The organism is Quadrisphaera granulorum (assembly GCF_003149145.1).
In the GTDB taxonomy this organism is placed as follows: Bacteria; Actinomycetota; Actinomycetes; order Actinomycetales; family Quadrisphaeraceae; genus Quadrisphaera; species Quadrisphaera granulorum.
On record NZ_QGDQ01000022.1, the window covers coordinates 57,015 to 78,434 of the forward strand.

General features: G+C 74.6%; 20 protein-coding genes and 1 pseudogene. 11 read left to right on the plus strand and 10 right to left on the minus strand.

The features are described from left to right. The first annotated feature begins 221 nt into the window (after window positions 1-221). Window positions 222-599: a hypothetical protein gene (locus BXY45_RS16220; protein ID WP_146211239.1), complete on the plus strand. Its 378-nt coding sequence runs from the start codon at window positions 222-224 to the stop codon at window positions 597-599. Between the two features lie 142 nt (window positions 600-741). Here BXY45_RS16220 and BXY45_RS16225 read toward each other — a convergent pair whose 3' ends face one another. After that, window positions 742-1,359: a biotin transporter BioY gene (locus BXY45_RS16225; protein WP_211319645.1), complete on the minus strand. Its 618-nt coding sequence runs from the start codon at window positions 1,357-1,359 to the stop codon at window positions 742-744. A 70-nt stretch (window positions 1,360-1,429) separates the two neighbouring features. Between BXY45_RS16225 and BXY45_RS16230 the strand changes: the two genes are divergently transcribed. The 3 genes from BXY45_RS16230 (at window position 1,430) to BXY45_RS16240 (ending at window position 5,544) form a co-directional block, all read left to right on the plus strand. Then, the gene (locus BXY45_RS16230; protein ID WP_109775565.1) at window positions 1,430-3,028 is read left to right on the plus strand and encodes an ABC-F family ATP-binding cassette domain-containing protein; all 1,599 of its coding nucleotides are present in this window, start codon (window positions 1,430-1,432) and stop codon (window positions 3,026-3,028) included. 190 nt (window positions 3,029-3,218) lie between these two features. After that, complete coding sequence (locus tag BXY45_RS16235) at window positions 3,219-3,443, plus strand: helix-turn-helix domain-containing protein (RefSeq protein ID WP_211319646.1); 225 nt, start codon at window positions 3,219-3,221, stop codon at window positions 3,441-3,443. A gap of 85 nt (window positions 3,444-3,528) precedes the next feature. Further along, entirely contained in the window at window positions 3,529-5,544 is a 2,016-nt protein-coding gene (locus tag BXY45_RS16240) for an ABC transporter ATP-binding protein (protein WP_109775567.1), read from the plus strand. Between the two features lie 16 nt (window positions 5,545-5,560). Here BXY45_RS16240 and BXY45_RS16245 read toward each other — a convergent pair whose 3' ends face one another. From BXY45_RS16245 to BXY45_RS16260, 3 genes are all read right to left on the minus strand, one after another. After that, window positions 5,561-6,481 carry an SURF1 family cytochrome oxidase biogenesis protein gene (locus tag BXY45_RS16245; RefSeq protein ID WP_109775568.1) on the minus strand — a complete coding sequence of 307 codons (921 nt, stop codon included), beginning with the start codon at window positions 6,479-6,481 and terminating at the stop codon, window positions 5,561-5,563. Between the two features lie 82 nt (window positions 6,482-6,563). Continuing rightward, complete coding sequence (locus BXY45_RS16250; RefSeq protein WP_109775595.1) at window positions 6,564-6,809, minus strand: hypothetical protein; 246 nt, start codon at window positions 6,807-6,809, stop codon at window positions 6,564-6,566. Window positions 6,810-7,179: 370 nt separating this feature from the next. Then, window positions 7,180-7,653 carry a DUF3099 domain-containing protein gene (locus BXY45_RS16260; protein WP_211319647.1) on the minus strand — a complete coding sequence of 158 codons (474 nt, stop codon included), beginning with the start codon at window positions 7,651-7,653 and terminating at the stop codon, window positions 7,180-7,182. A 147-nt stretch (window positions 7,654-7,800) separates the two neighbouring features. Between BXY45_RS16260 and fabG the strand changes: the two genes are divergently transcribed. The 3 genes from fabG to BXY45_RS16275 are packed head-to-tail and all read left to right on the plus strand — an operon-like array spanning window position 7,801 to window position 9,856. Further along, complete coding sequence (gene fabG / locus BXY45_RS16265; RefSeq protein WP_170131560.1) at window positions 7,801-8,520, plus strand: 3-oxoacyl-ACP reductase FabG; 720 nt, start codon at window positions 7,801-7,803, stop codon at window positions 8,518-8,520. Continuing rightward, on the plus strand, window positions 8,520-9,299 hold the full coding sequence (gene fabI / locus BXY45_RS16270) for an enoyl-ACP reductase FabI (RefSeq protein ID WP_109775570.1): 780 nt from the start codon (window positions 8,520-8,522) through the stop codon (window positions 9,297-9,299). Before fabG ends, fabI begins: the two co-directional genes overlap by 1 nt. Before the next feature lie 11 nt (window positions 9,300-9,310). After that, window positions 9,311-9,856, plus strand: a complete 546-nt coding sequence (locus BXY45_RS16275) for a SixA phosphatase family protein (protein ID WP_109775571.1) — start codon at window positions 9,311-9,313, stop codon at window positions 9,854-9,856. A 73-nt stretch (window positions 9,857-9,929) separates the two neighbouring features. On the opposite strand, the gene BXY45_RS16280 is transcribed toward BXY45_RS16275, so the two are convergent. Beyond that, window positions 9,930-10,301, minus strand: coding sequence for an ATP-binding protein (locus tag BXY45_RS16280; protein WP_170131561.1), 372 nt, complete (start codon window positions 10,299-10,301; stop codon window positions 9,930-9,932). 17 nt (window positions 10,302-10,318) lie between these two features. After that, window positions 10,319-11,413 carry a glutathione S-transferase family protein gene (locus BXY45_RS16285; protein ID WP_109775573.1) on the minus strand — a complete coding sequence of 365 codons (1,095 nt, stop codon included), beginning with the start codon at window positions 11,411-11,413 and terminating at the stop codon, window positions 10,319-10,321. A 181-nt stretch (window positions 11,414-11,594) separates the two neighbouring features. Here BXY45_RS16285 and BXY45_RS16290 point away from each other — a divergent pair, with 181 nt between their 5' ends. The 4 genes from BXY45_RS16290 to BXY45_RS16305 are packed head-to-tail and all read left to right on the plus strand — an operon-like array spanning window position 11,595 to window position 16,870. After that, complete coding sequence (locus BXY45_RS16290) at window positions 11,595-12,410, plus strand: ATP-binding cassette domain-containing protein (protein ID WP_211319648.1); 816 nt, start codon at window positions 11,595-11,597, stop codon at window positions 12,408-12,410. Then, complete coding sequence (locus tag BXY45_RS16295) at window positions 12,407-13,237, plus strand: ABC transporter ATP-binding protein (protein WP_109775574.1); 831 nt, start codon at window positions 12,407-12,409, stop codon at window positions 13,235-13,237. Before BXY45_RS16290 ends, BXY45_RS16295 begins: the two co-directional genes overlap by 4 nt. Before the next feature lie 43 nt (window positions 13,238-13,280). After that, entirely contained in the window at window positions 13,281-14,861 is a 1,581-nt protein-coding gene (locus tag BXY45_RS16300) for an ABC transporter substrate-binding protein (RefSeq protein WP_211319649.1), read from the plus strand. Continuing rightward, complete coding sequence (locus tag BXY45_RS16305) at window positions 14,858-16,870, plus strand: ABC transporter permease subunit (RefSeq protein WP_211319650.1); 2,013 nt, start codon at window positions 14,858-14,860, stop codon at window positions 16,868-16,870. Before BXY45_RS16300 ends, BXY45_RS16305 begins: the two co-directional genes overlap by 4 nt. 104 nt (window positions 16,871-16,974) lie before the next feature. Here the strand turns inward: BXY45_RS16305 and BXY45_RS24305 are convergent. The 4 genes and pseudogenes from BXY45_RS24305 to serB form a co-directional block, all read right to left on the minus strand. Continuing rightward, window positions 16,975-17,943: pseudogene (locus tag BXY45_RS24305) on the minus strand (MFS transporter); the annotation flags it as partial. 103 nt (window positions 17,944-18,046) lie between these two features. After that, complete coding sequence (locus BXY45_RS16315; protein ID WP_211319651.1) at window positions 18,047-18,880, minus strand: FAD-binding oxidoreductase; 834 nt, start codon at window positions 18,878-18,880, stop codon at window positions 18,047-18,049. After that, a complete protein-coding gene (locus BXY45_RS16320) occupies window positions 18,873-19,478 on the minus strand; it encodes a sulfite oxidase-like oxidoreductase (RefSeq protein WP_109775576.1) in 606 nt (201 codons plus the stop codon). The genes BXY45_RS16315 and BXY45_RS16320 overlap by 8 nt, the downstream gene beginning before the upstream one ends. Continuing rightward, window positions 19,475-21,358, minus strand: coding sequence for a phosphoserine phosphatase SerB (gene serB, locus BXY45_RS16325; RefSeq protein WP_109775577.1), 1,884 nt, complete (start codon window positions 21,356-21,358; stop codon window positions 19,475-19,477). Before serB ends, BXY45_RS16320 begins: the two co-directional genes overlap by 4 nt. Window positions 21,359-21,420 lie beyond the last annotated feature (62 nt).

Here is a 21,420-nt window from a genome sequence, read left to right on the forward strand (position 1 = left end):
TGAGCCTCGGCGCGCGAAGGCCCCCGTCAGGAGGGGCTCGACCACGGCGATGCGTACCCGCGCAGTGTGCCCCGACGCGTGCCCTGGGCGGTCACCCGCCTGCGCCCGGTGGCTGCGGCCCCGGGTGTACCGATGCTCAGGTGCGTGCTCCGGTGCGGTGATCGCCACACCCGCAGCGGCGTCCGGCGTGCGCCGCGCCCCACGCGTGCCACCCTGGTCAGGTGATCACCACACGACGCAGCGTGATGACCATTCTCGCCGGCGCAGGGTTCGCCCTCGCGCTCACCGGCTGCTCCGCCGTCGGCGACGTCGCCTCGGCCGCGGGGGAGGGGGCGAGCTCGGCAGAGGTGGGTGCCGCACGGGCGGCGGCGCTCGAGCAGGTCTGCGGCCTCGTCGAGGACGGCCAGCTCAGCGAGGCCGACCTGAACGCGCTGCGCACCGCCGTGCGCGCCGCCGAGGCCGCCGGCGTCGAGGGCGACGTCATCGCCCAGGCCGACCAGCTGCTAGGCGACGGCGGTCCCGACCAGGGCCAGGTGCAGCAGCTTCAGGCGGCCTGCGCCCAGGCCGGAGAGCAGACGGGCACCACCGCCGACCAGTAGTCCGACCAGTAGTCCGACCAGCAGGGTGAGGACCAGGACGACGACGGCGACTCCTGAGCCGGCTGGCTCGTGACGCACGAGGGCCCCTCCACCGCGCGGTGGAGGGGCCCTCGTCGTGCAGGCGGCTGCGCGCCGCGGCGGATCAGCCGCGCAGGCGGGCGCTGAGCTTCCAGGCGCCCGGCAGGGCCACACCGGCGATGACGGCCTTCACGAGCCCGCCGAGCAGGAACGGTGTGAAGCCGGCGGCGATGGCCTGCTCGGCGGTCATGCCGGTGGTCACGGCCAGCCACGGCACGCCGACGGCGAACACGACGAGCTGGCCGGCGGCGAACAGGGGCACCGCCAGCCACCAGCGGCGGTCGGCGCCGTAGCGGGCAGCCAGGCCGATGAGGAACGCGGCGGGCAGGAATCCGACGATGTAGCCGCCGGTGGCGCCGGCCACGACGTCCCAGCCGCTGGAGGCCTCGGAGTAGAACGGCAGCCCGATGCCGCCGAGCACGGCGTACAGGCCCATCGAGGACAGGCCTCGCACCGGGCCGAGCGAGGCGGCCACGAGGACGAGCGCCAGCGTCTGGCCGGTGATCGGCACCGGCGTGAACCCCAGCGGCACGACTATCTGCGCGAGCAGTGCCGTGAACAGGGCGCCCCCGGTCACGAGCAGCGCGTCGCGCACGCGGGTGGACGAACTGACGGCGGGAACGAGGTCGGCGAGGACGGCGCGCCGGGGCAGCCGTCCGGGCAGAGGAGCGGTGATGGCCACGGGGACACCCTGGCAGACCGGTGCCGCGCGGCCCAAGGGGGAGCGTTTCGGCGACTAGACTGGGCAGGACATGATCACAGCGACCGACGTCGAGCTCCGCGCCGGCGCCCGCCTGCTGGTCTCGGGGGCCACCTTCCGCGTCGGGCGCGGCGACAGGGTGGGCCTCGTGGGCCGCAACGGGGCCGGCAAGACCACCCTTACCCGCGTGCTGTCCGGCGAGACCCAGCCGGCCGGCGGCTCGGTGACCTCTGACGGACCCGTCGGCTACCTCCCGCAGGACCCGCGCACCGGTGACCTGCAGCAGTCCGCCATCGCCCGCGTGCTCTCCGCGCGCGGCCTCGACGCCGTGGTCGCCAAGATGCGCGCCGCCGAGGAGGAGATGGCCGGCGACGACCCGGCCGTCCGTGCCAGGGCGATGGACCGCTACGCCAAGCTCGAGGCGCGCTTCACCGCGGCGGGCGGCTACGGGGCCGAGGCGGAGGCGCACCGGATCGCCGCCAACCTCAACCTGCCGGAGCGGGTGCTGGCCCAGCCCCTGGGCACCCTGTCGGGCGGTCAGCGCCGCCGCGTGGAGCTGGCGCGGATCCTGTTCTCCGACGCCGAAGTGCTGCTCCTGGACGAGCCCACCAACCACCTCGACGCCGACTCGATCGTCTGGCTGCGCGACCACCTCAAGACCTACTCCGGTGGGCTGGTGGTGATCAGTCACGACGTCGGCCTGCTGGACGCCGTGGTCACCAAGGTGTTCCACCTCGATGCGAACAGGTCCCAGCTGGACGTCTACAACGTCGGCTGGAAGCTCTACCTCGACCAGCGCCGCATCGACGAGGAGCGCCGCAAGCGCGAGCGCGCCAACGCCGAGAAGAAGGCCGGCACGCTCATGGCCCAGGCCGACAAGATGCGCGCGAAGGCCACCAAGGCCGTGGCGGCGCAGAACATGGCCAAGCGCGCCGAGAAGCTCGTCGCGGGCCTGGAGGACGTGCGCCAGGCCGACCGGGTGGCCAAGCTGCGCTTCCCGTCCCCGGCGCCCTGCGGGCGCACGCCGCTCACGGCGGAGCACCTGTCGAAGTCCTACGGGTCCCTGGAGATCTTCACCGGGGTCGACCTGGCGATCGACAAGGGCAGCAAGGTCGTGGTGCTGGGCCTCAACGGCGCCGGCAAGACCACGCTGCTGCGCCTGCTCGGCGGCGTGGAGACCCCCGATACCGGCGCCGTCGTCCCCGGTCACGGCCTGCGCCTGGGGTATTACGCCCAGGAGCACGAGACGATCGACGTCGCCAGGTCCGTGCTCGAGAACATGCGCTCCGCGGCCCCAGACCTCGACGACACGGGCGTGCGCAGTGTGCTCGGCTCGTTCCTGTTCATCGGCGACGACGTCCACAAGCCTGCGGGTGTGCTGTCCGGTGGGGAGAAGACGCGCCTGGCGCTGGCGATGCTCGTGGTGAGCGCCGCCAACGTGCTGCTGCTCGACGAGCCCACCAACAACCTCGACCCCGCCAGTCGCGAGGAAGTGCTCGACGCGCTGCGCCGCTACGAGGGCGCCGTCGTCCTGGTTACCCACGACGAGGGCGCCGTCCACGCGCTCGAACCCGAGCGCGTGGTGCTCCTCCCGGACGGCCAGGAAGACTTGTGGAGCCCGGAGTACGCCGAGCTGGTCTCCCTCGCCTGAGGGGTACGAGCCCCTCGAGACGCGGGACTTTGGTCCCCATATCGACCGACAAGATCAGTGCCGGTGGCACCGGGTGTGACGAGGCCGCACCATGGAGGCACCATGGTCGTTCCGGACACCGCCGAGAACCTGTGGTGGATGGACGCGGCCAGCAGGGGACTGGTCGAGGATGACTCAGGAGGGCACTATCGTGAGCGACAACCCAGTGATCAAGAAGGGCGCCCGCATCACCGGCGGCGAGCGCACCACCCTCGCCGACGACCTCAAGGCGAAGTACGCCCAGGGCGCCAGCATCAGGGCCCTGGCGGCCGAGACCGGCCGTTCCTACGGATTCGTGCACCGGATCCTCACCGAGAGCGATGTCTCGCTGCGCAGTCGCGGCGGGGCTACGCGAGGTTCGCGCAAGGCGAGCTGACCCCGGATCCGGGGCGGGCCCGCTCGAGCAGCGTGGCGGCCCGCGTCCGGGAAGTACCGGCGTCCGCCGGTGGTTGGGCAGCACGATGAGCAGTTCCAGCGGCTGGGCCGCCATGCGGTCGTTCAGCCGCGACGGGTCGGTGCGCGAGCACCGCCTCGCCCCGGGGACCCTCCGGCGCGTGGCGGCGCTTGCGCGTCCGCACCGGCGGCCCCTGGCCGTCTTCACGGCCCTCGTCGTCGTCGACGGCGCACTCGTGGCCGTGCCGCCTCTTCTGCTGCGCCACCTCATCGACGACGGCGTCCGCACCGGTGACCGCTCCGTGGTCGTCGTGCTGGCGCTGTTCGTGGCGGTGGTGGCGCTGGCTGAGGCGGCGCTCTCGCTGGTGCAGCGCTGGCTCTCGGCGCGCATCGGCGAGGGTCTGATCTACGACCTGCGCAGCGCCGTCTTCGAGCACGTGCAGCGCCAGTCGATCGGCTTCTTCACCCGCAGCCAGACCGGGGCGCTCGTCTCGCGTCTCAACAGCGACGTGGTGGGCGCTCAACAGGCCTTCACGTCGACCGCGGCGGGCGTCCTGTCCAACGCCGTGACCTTGGCCGCGGTGCTCACCGCGATGCTCTTCCTGAGCTGGCAGGTGACGCTGCTGGCCCTCGTCGTCGTGCCGGCGTTCCTGCTGCCCGCCCGCCGCGTGGGACGGCGCCTCGCGGCCCTGCGGCGCGAGGCGATGCAGCGCAACGCCGATCTCGGCGAGCGGATGACCGAGCGGTTCGGCGTGGCCGGGGCCCTGCTCGTCAAGACCTACGGCGACGACGCCGAGGAGTCCTCCCAGTTCCGCGCTCGCGTCGCAGCGGTGCGTGACGTCGGAGTGCGCACGGCGCTGAGCAGCCGTGTCTTCTTCGCCGGGCTCACCGCCCTGGCAGCCCTGGCGACGGCCATGGTCTACGGCGTCGGGGGATGGCTGGCCATCAGCGGCGCGGTCACCACCGGCTCGCTCGTGGCGCTGGCGGCGCTACTGGGCCGCCTCTACGGTCCGATCACGGGCCTGGCCAACGTCCAGATCGACGTCATGACGGCGCTGGTCTCCTTCGAGCGCGTCTTCGAGGTGCTCGACCTGCGACCCGCCGTGCGCGACCCCGAGCACCCCGTACCGCTGCCCGAGGGGCCCCTCGACGTCGAGCTCGACGACGTGGTGTTCACCTACCCCGTGACTCCGTCACTCGTTTCTCTGGGCGCCGCCGAGAGCCCCAAGGACGGGGACGACGACGGCGAGCAAGCTGACACGCCCGACCAGCCGGACCGGCCGGTGCTGCGTGGGGTGAGCCTGCACGCCGGGGCGGGTGAGGTGGTGGCTCTCGTGGGGCGCAGCGGTGCCGGCAAGACCACGCTGGCCTCGCTCGTGGCGCGGCTCTACGACGTCGACTCCGGCGCGGTGCGCGTCGGCGGCGTGGACGTGCGCGACGTCACCCAGGCCGAGCTGCGCCGCCGCGTCGGCGTGGTCAGCCAGGACGCGCACCTCTTCCACGACACGGTCCGCGCCAACCTCCGCTACGGCTCGCCGGGGGCAGGCGAGGAGGAGCTCTGGACGGCGTTGGCCGCTGCCCGCGCCGACGCCGTCGTGCGTGCCCTGCCGCAGGGGCTCGACACCGTCGTGGGGGAGCGTGGCCACCGGCTCTCCGGTGGGGAGAAGCAGCGTGTGGCGCTGGCGCGGCTGCTGCTGCGCGCGCCCAGCGTCGTCATCCTCGACGAGGCGACGGCCCACCTCGACAGCGAGTCCGAGCGCGCGGTCCAGGAGGCGCTGGACGCCGCGCTGGTGGGCCGGACCAGCATCGTCATCGCCCACCGGCTCTCGACGGTGCGCAGCGCCGACCTCATCTGCGTGGTCGACGACGGGCAGGTGGTCGAGCGCGGCACCCACGCCGAGCTCATCGCCCGCGCCGGTCTGTACGCGGACCTGTACCGCACGCAGTTCGCCGATGGCGCCGATGGCACAGACGACGCTGACGGCAGGGACGGTGTCGTACCAGCGTCGACTCCGCACAACTGCAGCCTGGGCCCAGGCACGTGCCGACTGAGTCCGGTCGTGTCACCCGGACGGCCCAGCTGATCAACGGCCGAGCTGATCAACGGCCGAGCTGGCGCTCGCTCTCGCGCCGCGCGGCGGCCAGCATCGCCTCGACGGCGGCGTCCTCGACCTCTTCATCGGTGGGGGCGCGGTTCGGGTCGTACACGACCACCTCCGCGCGCCGCTCGCGGCGTCCCGCGGCGACGTCGGCCTCGTAGGCGGCACGGCGCATGTGGACGACGAGGAACACCCACGCACCGATCGCGAACAGCAGCCACTGCACGGTGTAGCCGAGGTGCGGCCCCTCGTCGAGGCTCGGGGCGTCGGCAGCACGGGGGGCGGCGGTAGGCGCCGGCGTCTCGCCGTCCTTCTCGAGTTCCCCGTAGGCGGCGGTGATGACCTCCGGGGAGACCGTGGCGGCGGTGGCGCCGATGGCCGCAGCGATACCGGAGGCCACGGATCCGGCCAGGTCGATGGCCTGTACCTGCCCGGGGGGCGCGTCGCGGCCGTCGACGGGCTCTGAGGGGCGCAGCCGCACGACGACGTCGACGCGGCCGGCCGGGGGAGCCGGGACGACGCTGGGGCCGTCCAGCGATGTCGGGTCGGGCGGGAGCCAGCCTCTGTCGACGACGAGGAGGTGGCCGTCGTCCAGCCTCAGGGGAACGAGCACCTCGTAGCCGTAGCCCTGACCCTCGTGCGGGCGATGCCGCACGAGGAGGGTGGCCTGCGCGAGGTAGGTACCGCTCACCGCGACGGGGGTCCAGGTGCGGTCCCGGGGCAACGGTGAGGTGAAGTCGGGGAGCGCGGTCGCCAAGGGGACCGGTGAGCGGTGGTAGTTCGCCTCGACGAGGTCGATGGCAGCCACGCGCTCCACGCGCCGGTCCCATTGCCAGCGCGCCAGCGCGAGGCATGCCAGGGAGAACAGCAGAGCGAGGGCGATCGCCCTCAGCCATCGCCGCTGCAGCAGCAGCCGGTGCACCCCACCACGGTACGGCGACCGTCTGGGTGAACCCCGACAGCGTCAGGTGCTGACGAGCGGCGTCAGGCAGTGAGAAGCAGTGTCAGCCGGTGTGCTGCGCGGCCAGCGAGGGCCGCGCCGAGACGGCCTCCACCTCCCGCAGGAACCCACGCACCTGCAGGTGCGCGGAGAGGTGCTCGCGGTGGTCGCCGCAGGCGAGCCACGTCTTTCGCCGCTCAGGGGTGTGCAGGCGGGGGTTGTTCCACAGCAGCGCGTAGTCAGCGACACCCCGGCACCCCCGTGCGCTGCAAACCAGATCCGGTGCGGGCTCGTGCAGCTCGAAGGCCATGACCCCCACTCTCCCACCCGCGCGCCCCATGAGGGAACCCCGCGAGTCCTGTGGGTTACCTGCCGATGAACCGCGCTCGTCCCGAACGGTGGACGGGAAGAGCGACGCCGGGCGGTGGGGGGGACCGCCCGGCGTCAGCGCGAGCCGACGGGGGGACGAGTCGCGCTGCTCAGATGGTCCCGGTGGGTGGAGTGCGGGGGGAACCCGTCGATGCCTGGATCACTCCGCTGCGGTACGCCTCGGGGCACGAGGCGCCGCAGACGGAGCAGTCACGTGACGCACCGTGGCTCGATGACGCTCCGCGGGCCGCTGAGCCGGGCGGTTCACGAGCCGGGCGGTTCGCCCGTCAGCTGGTGAGGGAGCCGGCTGGTCAGCTGGCGCGGGCCTCCGGCGGACCGTCGTCGTCCTGAGGCTTCCCCGGAGTGGACGCCCGCCCGGCGTCGTCGCTGCTGTCGGCCGCGGGGTGGTGATCGACCGTCTCGCCGCGCACCACCTGAACCGGCCGCAGCGCCGCCGGGTCGGTCACCTGCTCGTCCTGGTGAGGAGAGGGGACGTCGCGCAACGAGCGACCTGACCCCCAGTTGACCGGCAGGCGCTCGCGGCCGGCGTTGGCGATGAGCACCGCCACGTAGGGCAGGAAGATGGCGCCGATCGCGGCCACCCACCGCCACGGCCCGTCGAGCACGAAGATGAGCCCGAAGCACAGGACACGGATGCCCATCGTGATGCCGTACCGGAGCATCCGGGAGTCGATGTCCTGCTGGTGGGAACGTCCGGCGGACGTGATCGACGGGGTGGTCGATGCGCTCCGGCGCTCCGACCGCGGGGTCTGCGAGCGAGCCACGGGTCAACCGTACGGCTGTCGGGCCGGTAGCGTGCGCCGACGAGAGTCGGTCGCCTCGACATGGCGGACCGCCGCTCGACGTGCAGCGACACATGGTGAGACGACTGGTGACGAGAGCCGAGCGGGCTCAAGAGCGGGAGGTGGCGCGTGCCGGAGGGCCGCAGCGTGCTGGTGACGGGTGCTGACCGGGGGATCGGCCGGGCTATTGCCGCCGCCTTCGTCGCCGCGGGAGACCGCGTGGTGGGCACGTATCGCACCGGGCGGCCCGAGGACGTGCCCGAGGGCGCCCTCGCCGTGCAGGCGGATGTGACCGACACCACGTCCGTCGACGCCGCGTTCACGCGCGCCGAGGAGGCGCACGGACCCGTCGAGGTGCTCGTCGCCAACGCCGGCGTCACCCGCGACGCCCTGCTCCTGCGCGCCACCGACGACGACTTCGCCGCCGTCCTGGACACCAACCTCGGTGGCGCCCACCGCTGCGCGCGCCGGGCCGCCAAGGGCATGGTCCGCCTCAAGCGCGGGCGCATCGTCTTCATCGGCAGCGTCGTCGGCCTGTACGGCTCTCCGGGCCAGACCAGCTACGCGGCCAGCAAGGCGGCCCTGGTCGGCATGGCCCGCGCGCTGACGCGTGAGCTCGGAGGCCGCGGCATCACGGCGAACGTCGTCGCCCCGGGATACATCCACACGGCCATGACCGACGCGCTGTCCGAGTCGCAGCAGGAGGTCTACCAGAAGGCCATCCCGGCGGGCCGCTTCGGCGAGGTCGACGAGATCGCCGGCGTCGTGGCCTTCCTGGCCTCGGACGCCGCCGGGTACATCAGCGGGGCGGTCGTCCCCGTCGACGGAGGATTGGGGATGGGTCACTGATGGCTGGACTTCTCGAGGGCAAGCGCCTGCTCGTCACCGGGGTGCTGACGGACACGTCGATGGCGTTCCACGTCGCGCGGCTCGCGCAGGAGCAGGGCGCCACCGTGGTGCTCAGCAGCTTCGGGCGCCAGATGCGCATCACCGAGGTGATCGCGCGCCGCCTGCCGCAGCCCGCTCCGGTGGTGCAGCTGGACGTCTCCAGCGCCGACGACCTGGCCGCGCTCGCGGGGCGCATCACCGAGCAGCTCGGCGAGGGCGTCCAGCTCGACGGCGTCGTGCACTCCATCGGCTTCGCGCCGCAGGCGGTCATGGGTGACGGGTTCCTGTCGGCCGAGTGGAACGACGTCGCCACCGCCCTGCAGGTCTCCGCGTTCAGCCTGCAGTCGCTCGTGGTGGCCTGCCGGCCGCTGCTGGCCCCCGGCGCGGGCGTGGTCGGTCTGACCTTCGACGCGTCGCTGGCGTGGCCCGTGTACGGCTGGATGGGCGTGGCCAAGGCCGCGTTCGAGTCCGTGAGCCGCTACCTGGCCCGCGAGCTCGGCGGCGAGGGCGTGCGCTGCAACCTCGTGGCGGCCGGTCCCGTCCGCACCACCGCCGCCAAGGCGATCCCGGGCTTCGAGGCGTTCGAGAGTGTCTGGAGCGAGCGGGCGCCGCTGGCCTGGGACGTCAAGGACCCGGTGCCCCCGGCGCAGGCGTGCGTGGCGCTGCTGTCCGACTGGTTCCCCAAGACCACCGGCGAGATCGTCCACGTCGACGGCGGCGTGCACGCCGTCGGTGCCTGAGCGGTCCACGCGTGAGCGGGGCGACCGGCGGCCCGGACGGGACGGCCGGGCCGCTGCACCGGCTGGTGCTCGTGCGGCACGGCAAGGCCGTGGCGGACTCCGCCGATGGCTCCGACCACTCCCGTGCACTGGCGCCGCGCGGTGCCAGCCAGGCCGCCGCGACGGCGGCCTGGCTGGTGGAGCGCGGTCTCGGCAGCCCCGACCTCGTGCTCGTCTCCTCCGCGGTGCGCACGGCGCAGACGTGGCAGGTGATGGCTCCCCTCCTGCACCCCGGGACGGTGCGCGAGGAGCCGGAGCTCTACGAGACCTCCGCGGAGGCGCTCGTGCATCTCGTCGCGGCGACGCCCGAGGAGGTGGCCGTTCTCGCGCTCGTGGGGCACGAACCGGTGGTCTCGGGTGCGGCGTCCGCGCTGGCCGGTGAGGGCTCCGATGGACGGCTCGCGGCGCAGGTTCTGGCGGGCGTGAGCACCGGCTCCGCCGTCGTCCTCGAGCTCGACCACCCGTGGGCCGAGCTGCAGCAGGGGACAGCGCGGCTGGTGGCGCTCTACACCCCCTGAGGCGTTCCGCCAAGGGTGGCCGACCGCCCATGATCACGGTGATGGTGGGCGGGTGGCCACCCTGGGCAGGGGGTCAGTCCGCGTGCAGGTGGGCCCAGACCACCTTGCCGCCGGGCACCTCCTCGACGTGCCAGCGAACGGCCACCGTCGCCACGACGAGCATGCCGCGGCCCCCGCCGTCGTACGGTTCCACCAGCGCCGGGCGCACCGCGGAGGTGTCGCGGACGCCGACGGACGCCGACGTCGCGTCGGCCTCGAGCAAGAGCTCCAGCGGGCCAGGAGCGTGCCGCACCGCGTTGGTCACGAGCTCGGAGACCACGAGCACCACCGACTCCACCAGCGATTCAGGCGCCCCGACCCGCCCCAGGAGCTCGGTGGCGGCGGCGCGTCCGGAGCGCGCCGACGCGGGCTCGCCCGCCAGCGGCAGCGTGCGGCGCAGGCCCACGTCGGCTCGGCCTCCGGTCAGCGCAGTGGCGTGGCGGTGGCCGGCACCTGCACGTCGGGGCGAGGCGCCGGGGGAGGTGTTCCGTCACCGAAGGGACGCCCACCCAGCTGCTCGCGGTGGTGGGGCTCGAGCCAGCCGGACAGGTCCGGCCCCTTCGGCACGATGCCGCTGGGGTTGATGTCGCGGTGCACGCGGTAGTAGTGCGCCTTGATCTGGGCGAAGTCGGTGGTGTCACCGAAGCCCGGCGTGGTGAACAGGTCGCGCGCGTACGCCCACAGGGCACGGAACTCCGAGAGCTTGTTCCGGTTGCACTTGAAGTGACCGTGGTAGACCGCGTCGAAGCGGGCGAGCGTGGTGAACAGGCGCACGTCGGCCTCGGTGATGGTGTCGCCGACGAGGTAGCGCCGGGTGGTCAGGCGCTCCTCGAGGGTGTCCAGGGCTGCGAAGAGCCGGTCGTGCGCGGCGTCGTAGGACTCCTGCGACCCAGCGAACCCCGCGCGGTACACGCCGTTGTTGACCTCCGTGTAGACGTGGCGCATCACCGCGTCCATCTCGTCGCGCAGGTGCTCGGGGTAGAGGTCCGGCGCGCCGTCGCGGTGGTGCTCGGTCCACTCGGTGGACAGGTCCAGCGTCATTTGCGCGAAGTCGTTGGTGACCACGGCCTTGGTCGGGACATCGATGAGCGCCGGCACCGTGATGCCGCGCGGGTAGTCCGGGAAACGCGCGAAGTACGCCTCCTGGAGGCGCTCGTAGCCGAGCACCGGGTCACGGCCATCGGGGTCTAGGTCGAAGGTCCAGCTGCGCTCGTCGTGCTCGGGACCGCACAGGCCCAGGGAGATGGCGTCCTCCAAGCCCAGCAGGCGCCGGACGATGATGGCGCGGTTGGCCCACGGGCACGCCCGCGCCGCCACGAGGCGGTAGCGCCCTGGCTCGACGGGCCACAGCTGGGTGCCGCCAGGTCCCTCCACAGGGTCGGAGCCGGGTGCGCTACCGGTGGCGTGGACGATGCGGTCGGTGATGTAGCGGGTGTCTCGGGTGAACTCCTGGCCGGGCTTCGAGTAGACGCCAGGGGTGGAGTGCTCCTCGTGCTCGTCGACGGCGCTGCTGGTCACGTGCCGACCCTACGCGCGCGGCATCCGCCCACGCCCTTCCAGCGGCCGACGAGGCGCGCCAGCACGTGCCCTCGGTGGCGTTCGCCGGTACCTCTGACGGGCGAGACGCTGCAGTTCGGCGGAGCCCGTGCCGAGGCAGGGCGAGAGATCGAGAGTAAATGAGAACCGTTATGGTTTGAGGGTGGAGGTGCTCCGGGTCCGCTCGCTGACCGCCGTGACAGCCGGGCGCACCCTGCTGCACGGGGTCGACCTCGACGTCCCCGCGGCCGGCATGCCGGGGGCACGGACCGCTGTCGTGGGTGCCTCCGGTTCCGGCAAGTCCCTCACCGCCGCCGCCGTGCTGGGCCGTGTGCCCCCGGGGGTCCAGGTGACCGGCTCGGTGCGCCTCGCCGACCAGGAGGTGCTCGGGGTCCCCGCCCCGCGCCGGGCTGACGGGAGCCGGCCCAGCGCCGTCGGTCAGGACCCCTCACGTGCGTTGCACCCGCTGGTCGCCGTGGGGACCCAGGTGGCGGCGCCGCTCCAGGCCCTCGGGGCGCGGCGCAGCGCCGCGCGCGCGCAGGCCCTGGACCTCCTGGGCGCCGTCGGATTCGCCGACCCCCGCGCCGCCGCGAGCGCACGTCCAGCGGAGCTGTCCGGTGGCCAGCGCCAGCGCGCGTGCCTGGCGCTGGCGCTGGCGCGTCCGGGGCCGCTGCTCGTGGCGGACGAACCGACCACCGCACTCGACGTCGTCACCCAGACTCGGGTCGTCGAGCTGCTGCGCGAGCGCACCGGCGGCCCGGGGCAGCCCGCCCTGCTCTTCATCACCCACGACCTCGCTGTGGCCGCCCAGCTGTGCCAGCGCGTGGTGGTGGTCGAGGGCGGGCGCTTCGTCGAGGTCGCGCACGTCGCGGAACTGCTCTCCGCCCCCACCAGCTCCGCTGCCCGCGCCCTGGTGGCGGCCGCCCGCCGCGCACACGCCGCGCTGCCGCCTCGCACCCTGGTGGGGGTGGCCCCGTGACCGGCGCCCGCGTGAGCGGGGTCCTGCTGAGCGCTCACGGCCTGGTGCGGCGCTACCGCGCCCCTGGCGGGGAGCGGACCGTGCTCGACGGTGTCGACCTCGACGTCCACCGTGGTGAGTCGCTCGCGCTGCTCGGCCGCTCCGGCGCAGGCAAGTCCACGTTGCTGCGTGTCCTGCTGGCCCTGGAAGCTCCCGACGCCGGCGCCGTCACCGCCGCGGTGGGGGACGACGAGCGCCGCAGCGTCCGTCCCCACTGGCGCACCGGCGCACTGCGCTGGTACCGGCGCGCCGTCCAGCACGTCCCGCAGGACAGCGCCGCCAGCCTCGACCCGCGCCTGAGTGCGCTGCAGGCCGTCGAGCAGCCGCTGGTCCGGCTGGGACTGCACCGCGCCGGGAGCGTCGCGGCGGCCGAGCGCGCCGCGGAGTGCCTCGAGGCCGTCGGCGTCGGTGCGGCCCTGCACGGCCACCGGCCGCGCCAGTTGTCCGGCGGCCAGGCGCAGCGCGTGGCGATCGCACGGGCGCTGGCGCCCCGGCCCGTCGTCGTCCTGGCCGACGAGCCCGTCAGCGGGCTGGACGCGCCGCTGCGCGAGCACGTCCTCGACGCGCTGGCGCGGGTCCGCAGCACCACGGCCCTGGTGGTGGTGAGCCACGACCTGGCCGCCGTTGCCGCTCTGTGCGAGCGGACCGCGGTCCTGCACGCCGGGCGCCTCGTCGAGGACCGCCCGACCTGCGACCTCCTCGCCGACCCCCGCCACGAGGCGGTCCGCGAGCTCGTCGACGCTCTGCCCCGCCTGCCCTCGGTCGACGGCGCACCCCAGCCGGCCTGAGCTCTCCCCGCACCAGCACCACCCATCTCCTCTGGAGGACCCCTTGCCCCGCCCTGCCCTGCCCCCTTCCCGGTCCGTCCGCCGACTGGCGCTGCACCTGGCCGTGCCTGCCGCGGGGCTCCTGCTGCTCACCGGCTGCTTCTCCGGCTCCACCGGGAGCGCGCAGGACGCCGCGCCGACGGCCGGTGCCAGCGCGGGCACCGGTGACGCGCGCATCCGCATCGCCCACCTGCAGCCGCCGCGCTCGGGCTTCTCCCCGCTCACCGACGACGCCTTCAAGATGGCGCGCTGGTCGAACATCGAGCCGCTCGTCGTCCTGGACGACAACGGCGACGCGCAGCCGCTCCTGGCCACCGCCTGGTCGCAGGTCGACCCGACCACGTGGCGCTTCGAGATCCGCCAGGGCGTGACCTTCCACGACGGCCAGCCCCTGACCACCGACGCCGTCGTCGCGTCCCTGACGGCGGCGGCCGCGGCGTCCCCGCCGCCGCGCATCCTCGACGGCGTCCAGCTCACCGCGCAGGTCGACCCCGCGGCGCCGCAGGAGGCCGTGCTGGTCCGCACCGCCGCGGCCGACCCGCTGCTGCCGCAGCGCCTGTCGAGCCCCCAGCTGTCGATCATGTCGCCCGCCGCCTACCCGTCCGGTGGGGGACAGGTCAACCCGGTGCGCCACGGCACCGGCCCGTTCGTGCTGACGGCCGTCAACGGCACCTCCAGCGCCACGCTGGACCGCTTCGACGGCTACTGGGGCACCAAGGCCGCGGCCTCCGGCATCGACGCCTCCTTCGTGCCGGACGGCACCGCCCGCGCCGCGGCGCTGCGCACCGGCACCGCCGACATCGTCGAGGCGGTGCCCGCGGGCCAGGCGTCCCTGCTCGACCCGGCGCTGCTGCACGAGGTGCAGATGCCCCGCACCAACACGCTGTACCTCAACACCGCCAGCGGCGTCTTCGCCGACCCTGCGGCCCGCGCCGCGGCCCGGGCGGCGGTGGACGCCCAGACCATCGTCGACGTCGTCTACGAGGGCCGCGCCGACGTGGCGAAGGGCCTGCTCGGCCCCGCGCTGCCGTGGAGCGCCGACCGCCCGCAGCGCACGCAGGCCGCGGCACCGGCAGGCGGTGGCAACGGCCGCGTCATCACCCTCGGCACCTTCACCGACCGCGCCGAGCTCCCCGAGGTGGCCGTGCAGCTGCAGGCGCAGCTGGAGGCCGCCGGGTTCGTGGTGCAGCAGGACGTGCGCGAGTACGCCCAGATCGAGGCCGACGCGCTGTCGGGGAAGTTCGACGCCTTCATCCTGTCCCGAGCCACGGTGCTCGACTCCGGCGACCCGGTGGCCTACCTGGCCAGCGACTTCAGCTGCGCGGGCTCGTTCAACATCTCCCAGTTCTGCGACCCTGCCGTCGACGCGGCCATCGCCGCGGCGTCCTCGACGCCCGCGGGCCCGCAGCGCCGCGCGGCCGTGCTGGCCGCCGAGAAGCTCATCCTCGAGGCCGACGCCGCGGTGCCGATGCTCCACGAGCGCGTGCTGCAGGGCGAGCAGCCCGGCGTCACCGACGCCGCGCGCGACCCGCGCGAGCGCGCCCTCGTCACCCCGAGCACGACGGTCGGGGCGGCCAGCTCGTGAGCACCGCGCCGACCGGGACCCACCAGGCGCGCACCCCGGGGCGAGCCGCGCGGCTCGCCCCGGGGCTGGCCTCGGGCGTCCTGGTCGGCGCCTCGCGCCTGGGGGCGTTGGCGGCGGCGCTCGTCGTCGTCGGCGCCCTGCCGTGGCTGTCGGGCCGCGACCCGGCCCTCGCGGTGCTGCGGGCGCGCTCGGAGGAGCAGGTGGCCACCCCCGAGGCCCTGGCCTCGGTGCGCCAGGACCTCGGGCTGGCCCCCACCGCAGGCGGGCAGCTGCTGCGCTGGGCCTCGGGCGTGGTCCGGGGCGACCTGGGGACGTCGTGGGTGAGCGGACGTCCGGTGCTGCCCGACGTCCTGGGCGGCCTCGCGGTGTCGCTGACCCTCATGGCGTTCGCCATCGCGGTGGCCGCGGTGGTGGCCGCCCTCCTCGTGGCCCCGGCGCTGCGCGCGGCCGTGCGCGGTGGTGCCACGCGCAGCGGGGGTGCCGTGGCCGCGCTGCTGACCTCCCTGCCGGAGTTCCTGCTGGCCACGGCGCTGCTCGTCGTGGTGGCCGTGCACCTGCGGTGGCTGCCGCCCTACGGCTGGGAGGGCCCGCACCACGCCGTGCTCCCGGCGCTGGCGCTCGGCCTGCCCGCCGGTGGTCTGCTGGGCCGCCTGCTCGCCGACGCCGTGAGCTCCGCCTCCGCCGAGCCGTGGGTGGCCACCTGGACCACCGCCGGCACCACGCGGGGCCGTCTGGTCGGCGGACTGTTGCTGCGGGCCGTGCCCGGCGTCGCCCCGCAGGTGGGGATGGTGCTCGTGGGGCTGGCCGGCGGCGCCGTGCCCGTGGAGCGCGTCTTCGCCATCCCCGGCATCGGCAGGACCTCGCTGGGCGCCGCCGCCGCCCAGGACGCCCCGCTGCTGCAGGCGTGCGTGCTCGCGCTGCTCGTGGTCGGCGTCGTGTGCGGCGCCGGCGCCGCGCTGCTGCGGCGGGTGGTGCTCGGGCGGGCGCTGCGCACCGCGGGCCTGTCCGTGGCCGAGCCGGAGGCCGCCCGCGGCTGGGGCGCCCGCGCGGTGCCGGTGTGCTGCGCCCTGCTGCTCGTGGCGGTGACGGTGTCCGGGCTCCTGCGCGACCCCTTCACCCCCGCCCACGGGCGCCTGCAGCCGCCGAGCCTCGCCCTGCCGCTGGGCGCCGACGCCTCCGGGCGGGACCTGCTCGCCCGGGTCGGCCACGGAGCCGCCAGCACGGTGGGCACCGCGGTGCTCGTGTGCGCGCTCGCCGCCGTCGTCGGCATCGCCGCGGGGCTGCTCCCGCGCCTGTCCACCGGCCCGGTCGAGGTCGCCAACGCCGCCCCGCCGGTGCTCGCTGGCCTGGTCACGGCGGCGGTGCTGGGACCCGGCGGTCAGGTGGTCGGCAGCGCGGCGATCGCCGTGCTGGCCGTCTCCTGGGCGCCGCTGGCCGCGCACACGGCGGCCCTCGTCACCGAGGCCCGCGCCCAGCCGCACGTGAGGGTGCTGCCGCTGCTCGGCGTGGGCCGGGCCCGGCTGCTGCTCGTGCACGTCCTGCCCGACGTCCTCCCACCCGTGCTGCGCCACGCCGCGCTGCGCCTGCCGGGCATCGCGCTGGCGCTGGCGTCGCTGGGGTTCCTGGGCCTGGGGCCGCAGCCGCCGGCACCCGACTGGGGCCTCGTGCTGGCCGAGGGGATGCCCTACGTGGAGCGCGCGCCCTGGGCGGTGCTCGCGCCGGCCGCCTCGCTGGTGGCGCTGTCGGTGCTGGCCGTGACGCTGTCCTCGCTGGGGGGTGCCTCGGCGTCGTCGGCGCCCGGGCTCGGCCGTGCGGGGAGCGCGGGGAGCGCGGGCAGGTGGCGCCGCGCGGCCAGCACCAGGGCGGCGCTTGCCAGCGGCACCACGGCCAGCACCAGCCACGGCAGCGACCGCGCGGCGCCGGACGGGTCGGCCGCGTCCACGACGGACCCGACCAGCCAGCTGCCCAGCAGCACCGCGATCCCGCCGAACGTCGAGACCAGGCCGTAGCGGGCGCCGAGGTCGGCCGCGGGGGAGAGGGCGGCGACGACGTCACGACCCACGGGTATGAGCAGCATCTGCCCCGCCGTCACGAGCACCACGAGGGCCACCGCGCCGACCAGCGCCGCGCTCGCCCCGCCCACCTGGCGCGAGGCGGCCCCGGCGAGCACCGCTGCGACCAGCAGCGCGTGCCCCGCGAGCAGCGCCGCCGGCGCCGTCCACCGGTGCGAGGCCCAGCGCAGCAGCGGCATCTGCGCGAGCACCACCAGCCCCGCCGACAGCGCGAACAGCACCCCGACGGCGACGTCCGCCGTGTCACGGGCCATGCCCGCGCGGTCCAGCTCGAGCGGCAGCGTGAGGTAGAGCTGGTTGTAGACCACGAGGTAGCCCGCCTGGGCGAGGGCGACTGCCACGAAGACCGGCTCGCGCAGCGCGCTGACCGCACCGGCGACGAGCGGGCGGGACTCTGCCGGGGCGCCGCCCGCGCGGTCGCGGCGCGGCAGCAACCGCCAGTGACCGAGGAGGACGACGACGAACACCGCCGCCGCGCTCAGGCACGCTGCGCGGAACCCGACGAGCAGCAGCGCCGAGCCGAGCACCGGCCCCGCCAGCGCGCCGACCTGCCCGGCCACCGAGAACAGCCCGAACGCCTCCCGCCGGTCCAGGCCCGCGCCCGGTGCACCGGTGACGCGCGCCAGCTCGGACTCGACGGCGGGGGAGAACATCGCCGCGGCGACACCGGTGAGCAGGGCACCGGCGATGACGCCGGCGGCGCTCGTCGTCGTCCCCAGCAGCACGAAGCCGACCACGCGCACGGCGCAGCCGGTCAGTACCAGCGGCCGCGGACCGAACCTGTCCGCGAGGATCCCGCCCACCACGAACAGGCCCTGCTGGCTGGCCGTGCGCAGGCCCAGGACGAGCGCGACGGTGCCGGCGGCCAGCGCGAGGTCGCTGGCGAGGTGCACCGCGAGGAAGGGCAGGACGAGGTAGAAGCCAGTGTTGAAGGCGAGCTGGCTGAGCACCAGGAGGCGCACCAGCGGGCTGGCGCGGCGCAGCAGTCGGATGCTCGACATGAGAACCATCCTCACCTACTGGACCCCCCCTTGACCGCAACCGGGCGCCCGGCTGCGGTTCGCGGGGGTGGCGGAACCGCAAGCGAGTGCCCGGCTGCGGGAAGGGGGCGGGTCAGGAGGGGCCGAAGCGCTCCACGCGGATCGACTCGGGTGGGACGCCGACTTCCTGCAGCAGCTGCTCGGCCGCCGTCGTGAACGGGGTTGAGCCGCACAGGAAGACGTCGGCGCCCGCGCCACTGCCGGTCAGAGCACCGAGGCGCTCGGCAGCGGGCAGCAGGTCCTCGGCGCGCAGGCGGCCGGCGGGACGGCCGCTGGCGTCGTCGTCCTGGCGCGACAGCACCACGGTGGTGAGGTCGGCGAAGCGGCCGGTCAGCTCGTCGGCGTAGAAGAGCTCCTCGCGCGTCCGAGCCGCCGCGACCAGGTGCACGGGTGCGGCGTCTTGCCCCGCGGCGAGGCGGGCCGCTCGCGACCGCAGCACGCACGCCAGCGGCACGAGCCCGGAGCCACCGCCCACCAGCAGCGCCGGTCGGTCACCGCGCCACACGAACCAGCCACCGAACGGGCCGCGGACCTCCAGCGGATCGCCGACGGAGACGTGGTCGTGCAGGTATCCCGACACCTCGCCGTCGGGAAGCCTGTCGACGGTCAGCTCGACGACGCCCGGGTCCTCCGGAGGGCTCGCCGCGCTGTAGGAACGCTGCGCGCGGTAACCGTCGGGTGCGGTGAGGCGCACGAGGTAGTTCTGCCCCGGCAGGTGCGGCTGCCACTGCTCCAGCTCGATGCGGAACGTCTTCGCGTGCGGCGTCTCCTGGCGGACCTCCGTCACGGTGCCGGTCTGCCACGAGCGCTTGGCGCCGGTCGGGGGGACGCGGCGGCGGGGGGAGTCGAGCTGCGGCAGCGCGGGCAGGCCGGGCAGACCCTCAGCGCTGTCAGCGATCTCAGTCACCGGCGTACCGCTGCTCGGCCCACGGCTCGCCGCGGTCGTGGTAGCCGTTGCGCTCCCAGAAGCCCGGCTCGTCGTGGTCGAGTAGGCGCAGCCCCGCGACCCACTTGGTGGACTTCCAGAAGTACAGGTGCGGCACGAGCATTCGCACGGGCCCGCCGTGCTCGGCGGTCAGCGGCGCCCCCTCGTGCTCCCACACCAGCCACGCCTTGCCGCCCGTGACGTCGGCCAGCGGCAGGTTGGTCGTGTAGCCGCTGCTGCTCCACGCCAGCACGTGCGTGGCGCTGGGCAGCACCTCGACCTGGTCCAGCAGCGCGTCGAGGCTGACCCCGGTGAAGCTCGTCCCGAGCTTGCTCCAGGTGGTGACGCAGTGGATGTCGCCCTCGTAGGACGACGACGGCAGCGCGTGCACGTCGTCCCAGGTCCACGTGCGGGGCGCGGCGACCTCTCCGTCCACGCGGAATGTCCACGTGGCGGCGCTGACGTTGGGCGTGGCCTCGGCGGTCAGCACCGGGAAGGAGCTGCCGACGTCGTACTGGCCCGGAGGCAACCGGGGGTCGCGTCCGCGCCGGCCGGTGAAGCCCTGGCTGAAGGTGCTCACACGCCCATCCCAGCAGCACCGCCGCTGTCCGTCGAGGTGGAGGCGCTCGTCGACCGCCCGTCGATCCGGGTCAGCCGGTAGACGACGTGGTCGTGCGGGTCGAGGGGGTTGTCGGGGACCATGTCGCCCTCCGCGGCCCGCTCGAAACCGGCCTTCTCCAGCGCCCGCCACGACGCGCGGTTGCCCAGCGGCACCGACACGAGCACCTCGGGGGCGTCGGGGTGGCGCACCAAGCCCTCGGCCACCGCCGCACTGATGACGGCGGCGCCGAGGCCGCGGCCCTGCAGGTCGGGCTCGCCGATGAGGTAGTCGATACCCAGCGCGCCGGGCGGCACGGGCAGCAGCGCCTCCAGCGCCGCGCGGGACTCGGGCTCGTCGTCGTACCGGTACGTCTGCACGAAGCCGAACGCGCGGCCCCCGGCCGTCAGCGCCAGGGCCAGGTGGATCGGGTCGGTGCCGTCGATGCCGGGCCCGTAGTCGAGCTCGAGGTCCTCCAGCGTGTGCGCGTCGGGCCACCAGCGGGCGACGCGTGGCTGGTCGAGCCAGCTGGCGAGCAGGGGGAAGTCGTCGCGGCGCAGCGGACGCAGCGCGACCGGGCCGCGCAGTTCGCCGTCGTCGTCACGGCTGGTCTGCACCTCGTCGGCCTCCTCGCGGCTGATGCCCAGCAGGTGCAGCACGCTGTCGAGGTAGGGGTTGTTGAGTGAGGTGTCGGCCTGCTCGCGCACCAGCGGCTTGGCGTTGAACGCCACGCCCAGGCCGGCCGCGGCGATCATGTCGAGGTCGTTGGCGCCGTCACCGACAGCCACCGTGCGGTCCAGGTCCAGCCTCTCCGCGCGGGCGAACTCGCGCAGCGCGCTCGCCTTGCCGGCCCTGTCGACCACCTCCCCGAGCACACGCCCGGTGAGCTTCCCGTCGATCACCTCCAGGCGGTTGGCCCGCACCCGCGCGATGCCCAGGCTCGCCGCCAGCGGCTCCACCACCTCCGCGAACCCCCCGGACACCAGCGCCATGACGAACCCGAGCCGCTGCAGCACCGAGCACAGCACCTCAGCGCCCGGCGTGAGCCGCACGGCGGCGCGCACGTCGGCGAGCACCCGCGCATCCAGTCCGGCGAGGGCCTTGACGCGCTCGTGCAGCGACTCGGCGAAGTCGAGCTCGCCGCGCATCGCCCGCTCGGTCACCTCCGCCACCGCGCGCTGCGCCTCCGGGCCTGCGTGGGCCGCGATGAGCTCGATGACCTCGTCCTGGATGAGCGTCGAGTCGACGTCGAGCACCACCAGTCGCCGCCCGTGGCGCACCAGCCCCGCCGGCGAGACCGCCACGTCCACCCCGGCGCTCGCGGCGACGGTGGCCAGCTCACGGCGCAGCGCGGCGGGCTCCGCACCGCGGACGTCGAGCTCCAGGCAGGTCACGGGGTGGTCGGGCGTGGCGGTAGCCAGGCGGCGGACGGCGTCGATCGACGCGCCCGCCTCGGCCACGGTGCCGGCCACCAGCGCCAGCTGCTCGGGGCGCAGGGGCGCCGCGAGGACCGTCACGTGCGAGCGGGGACCACTGGGGACGACGACGCCGACGGCCGGGTCGTCGCTGCTGCCGCCAGGCGTGATGGTGACGTCGAGATCGAAGCGGGCGGCCGCGGCGCGCAGCGCGCTCTCGAGTTCAGCGACGCGGTCGCCGTCGTCGTCCTCATCTCCCCTGGAGGCGCCGCACGTGGTCAGCAGTGCAAGGGTGAGGTGGCCGCGGACCACGTGCTGCTCGACGTCGAGCACCTCCAGGCCGCGGCCCGCCAGCGCCCCCAGCACCGCCGCGGTGACGCCGGGCCGGTCCGTGCCGGTGAAGGTCGCAAGCAGGGTGCTGTGGTGCTGCGTGGCGGGCTGGGGCACGCCCGAACGCTACCCACCCACCGTGATCATGGGCCTCCGCCACCTCCTTTCAGGGTGGCGGA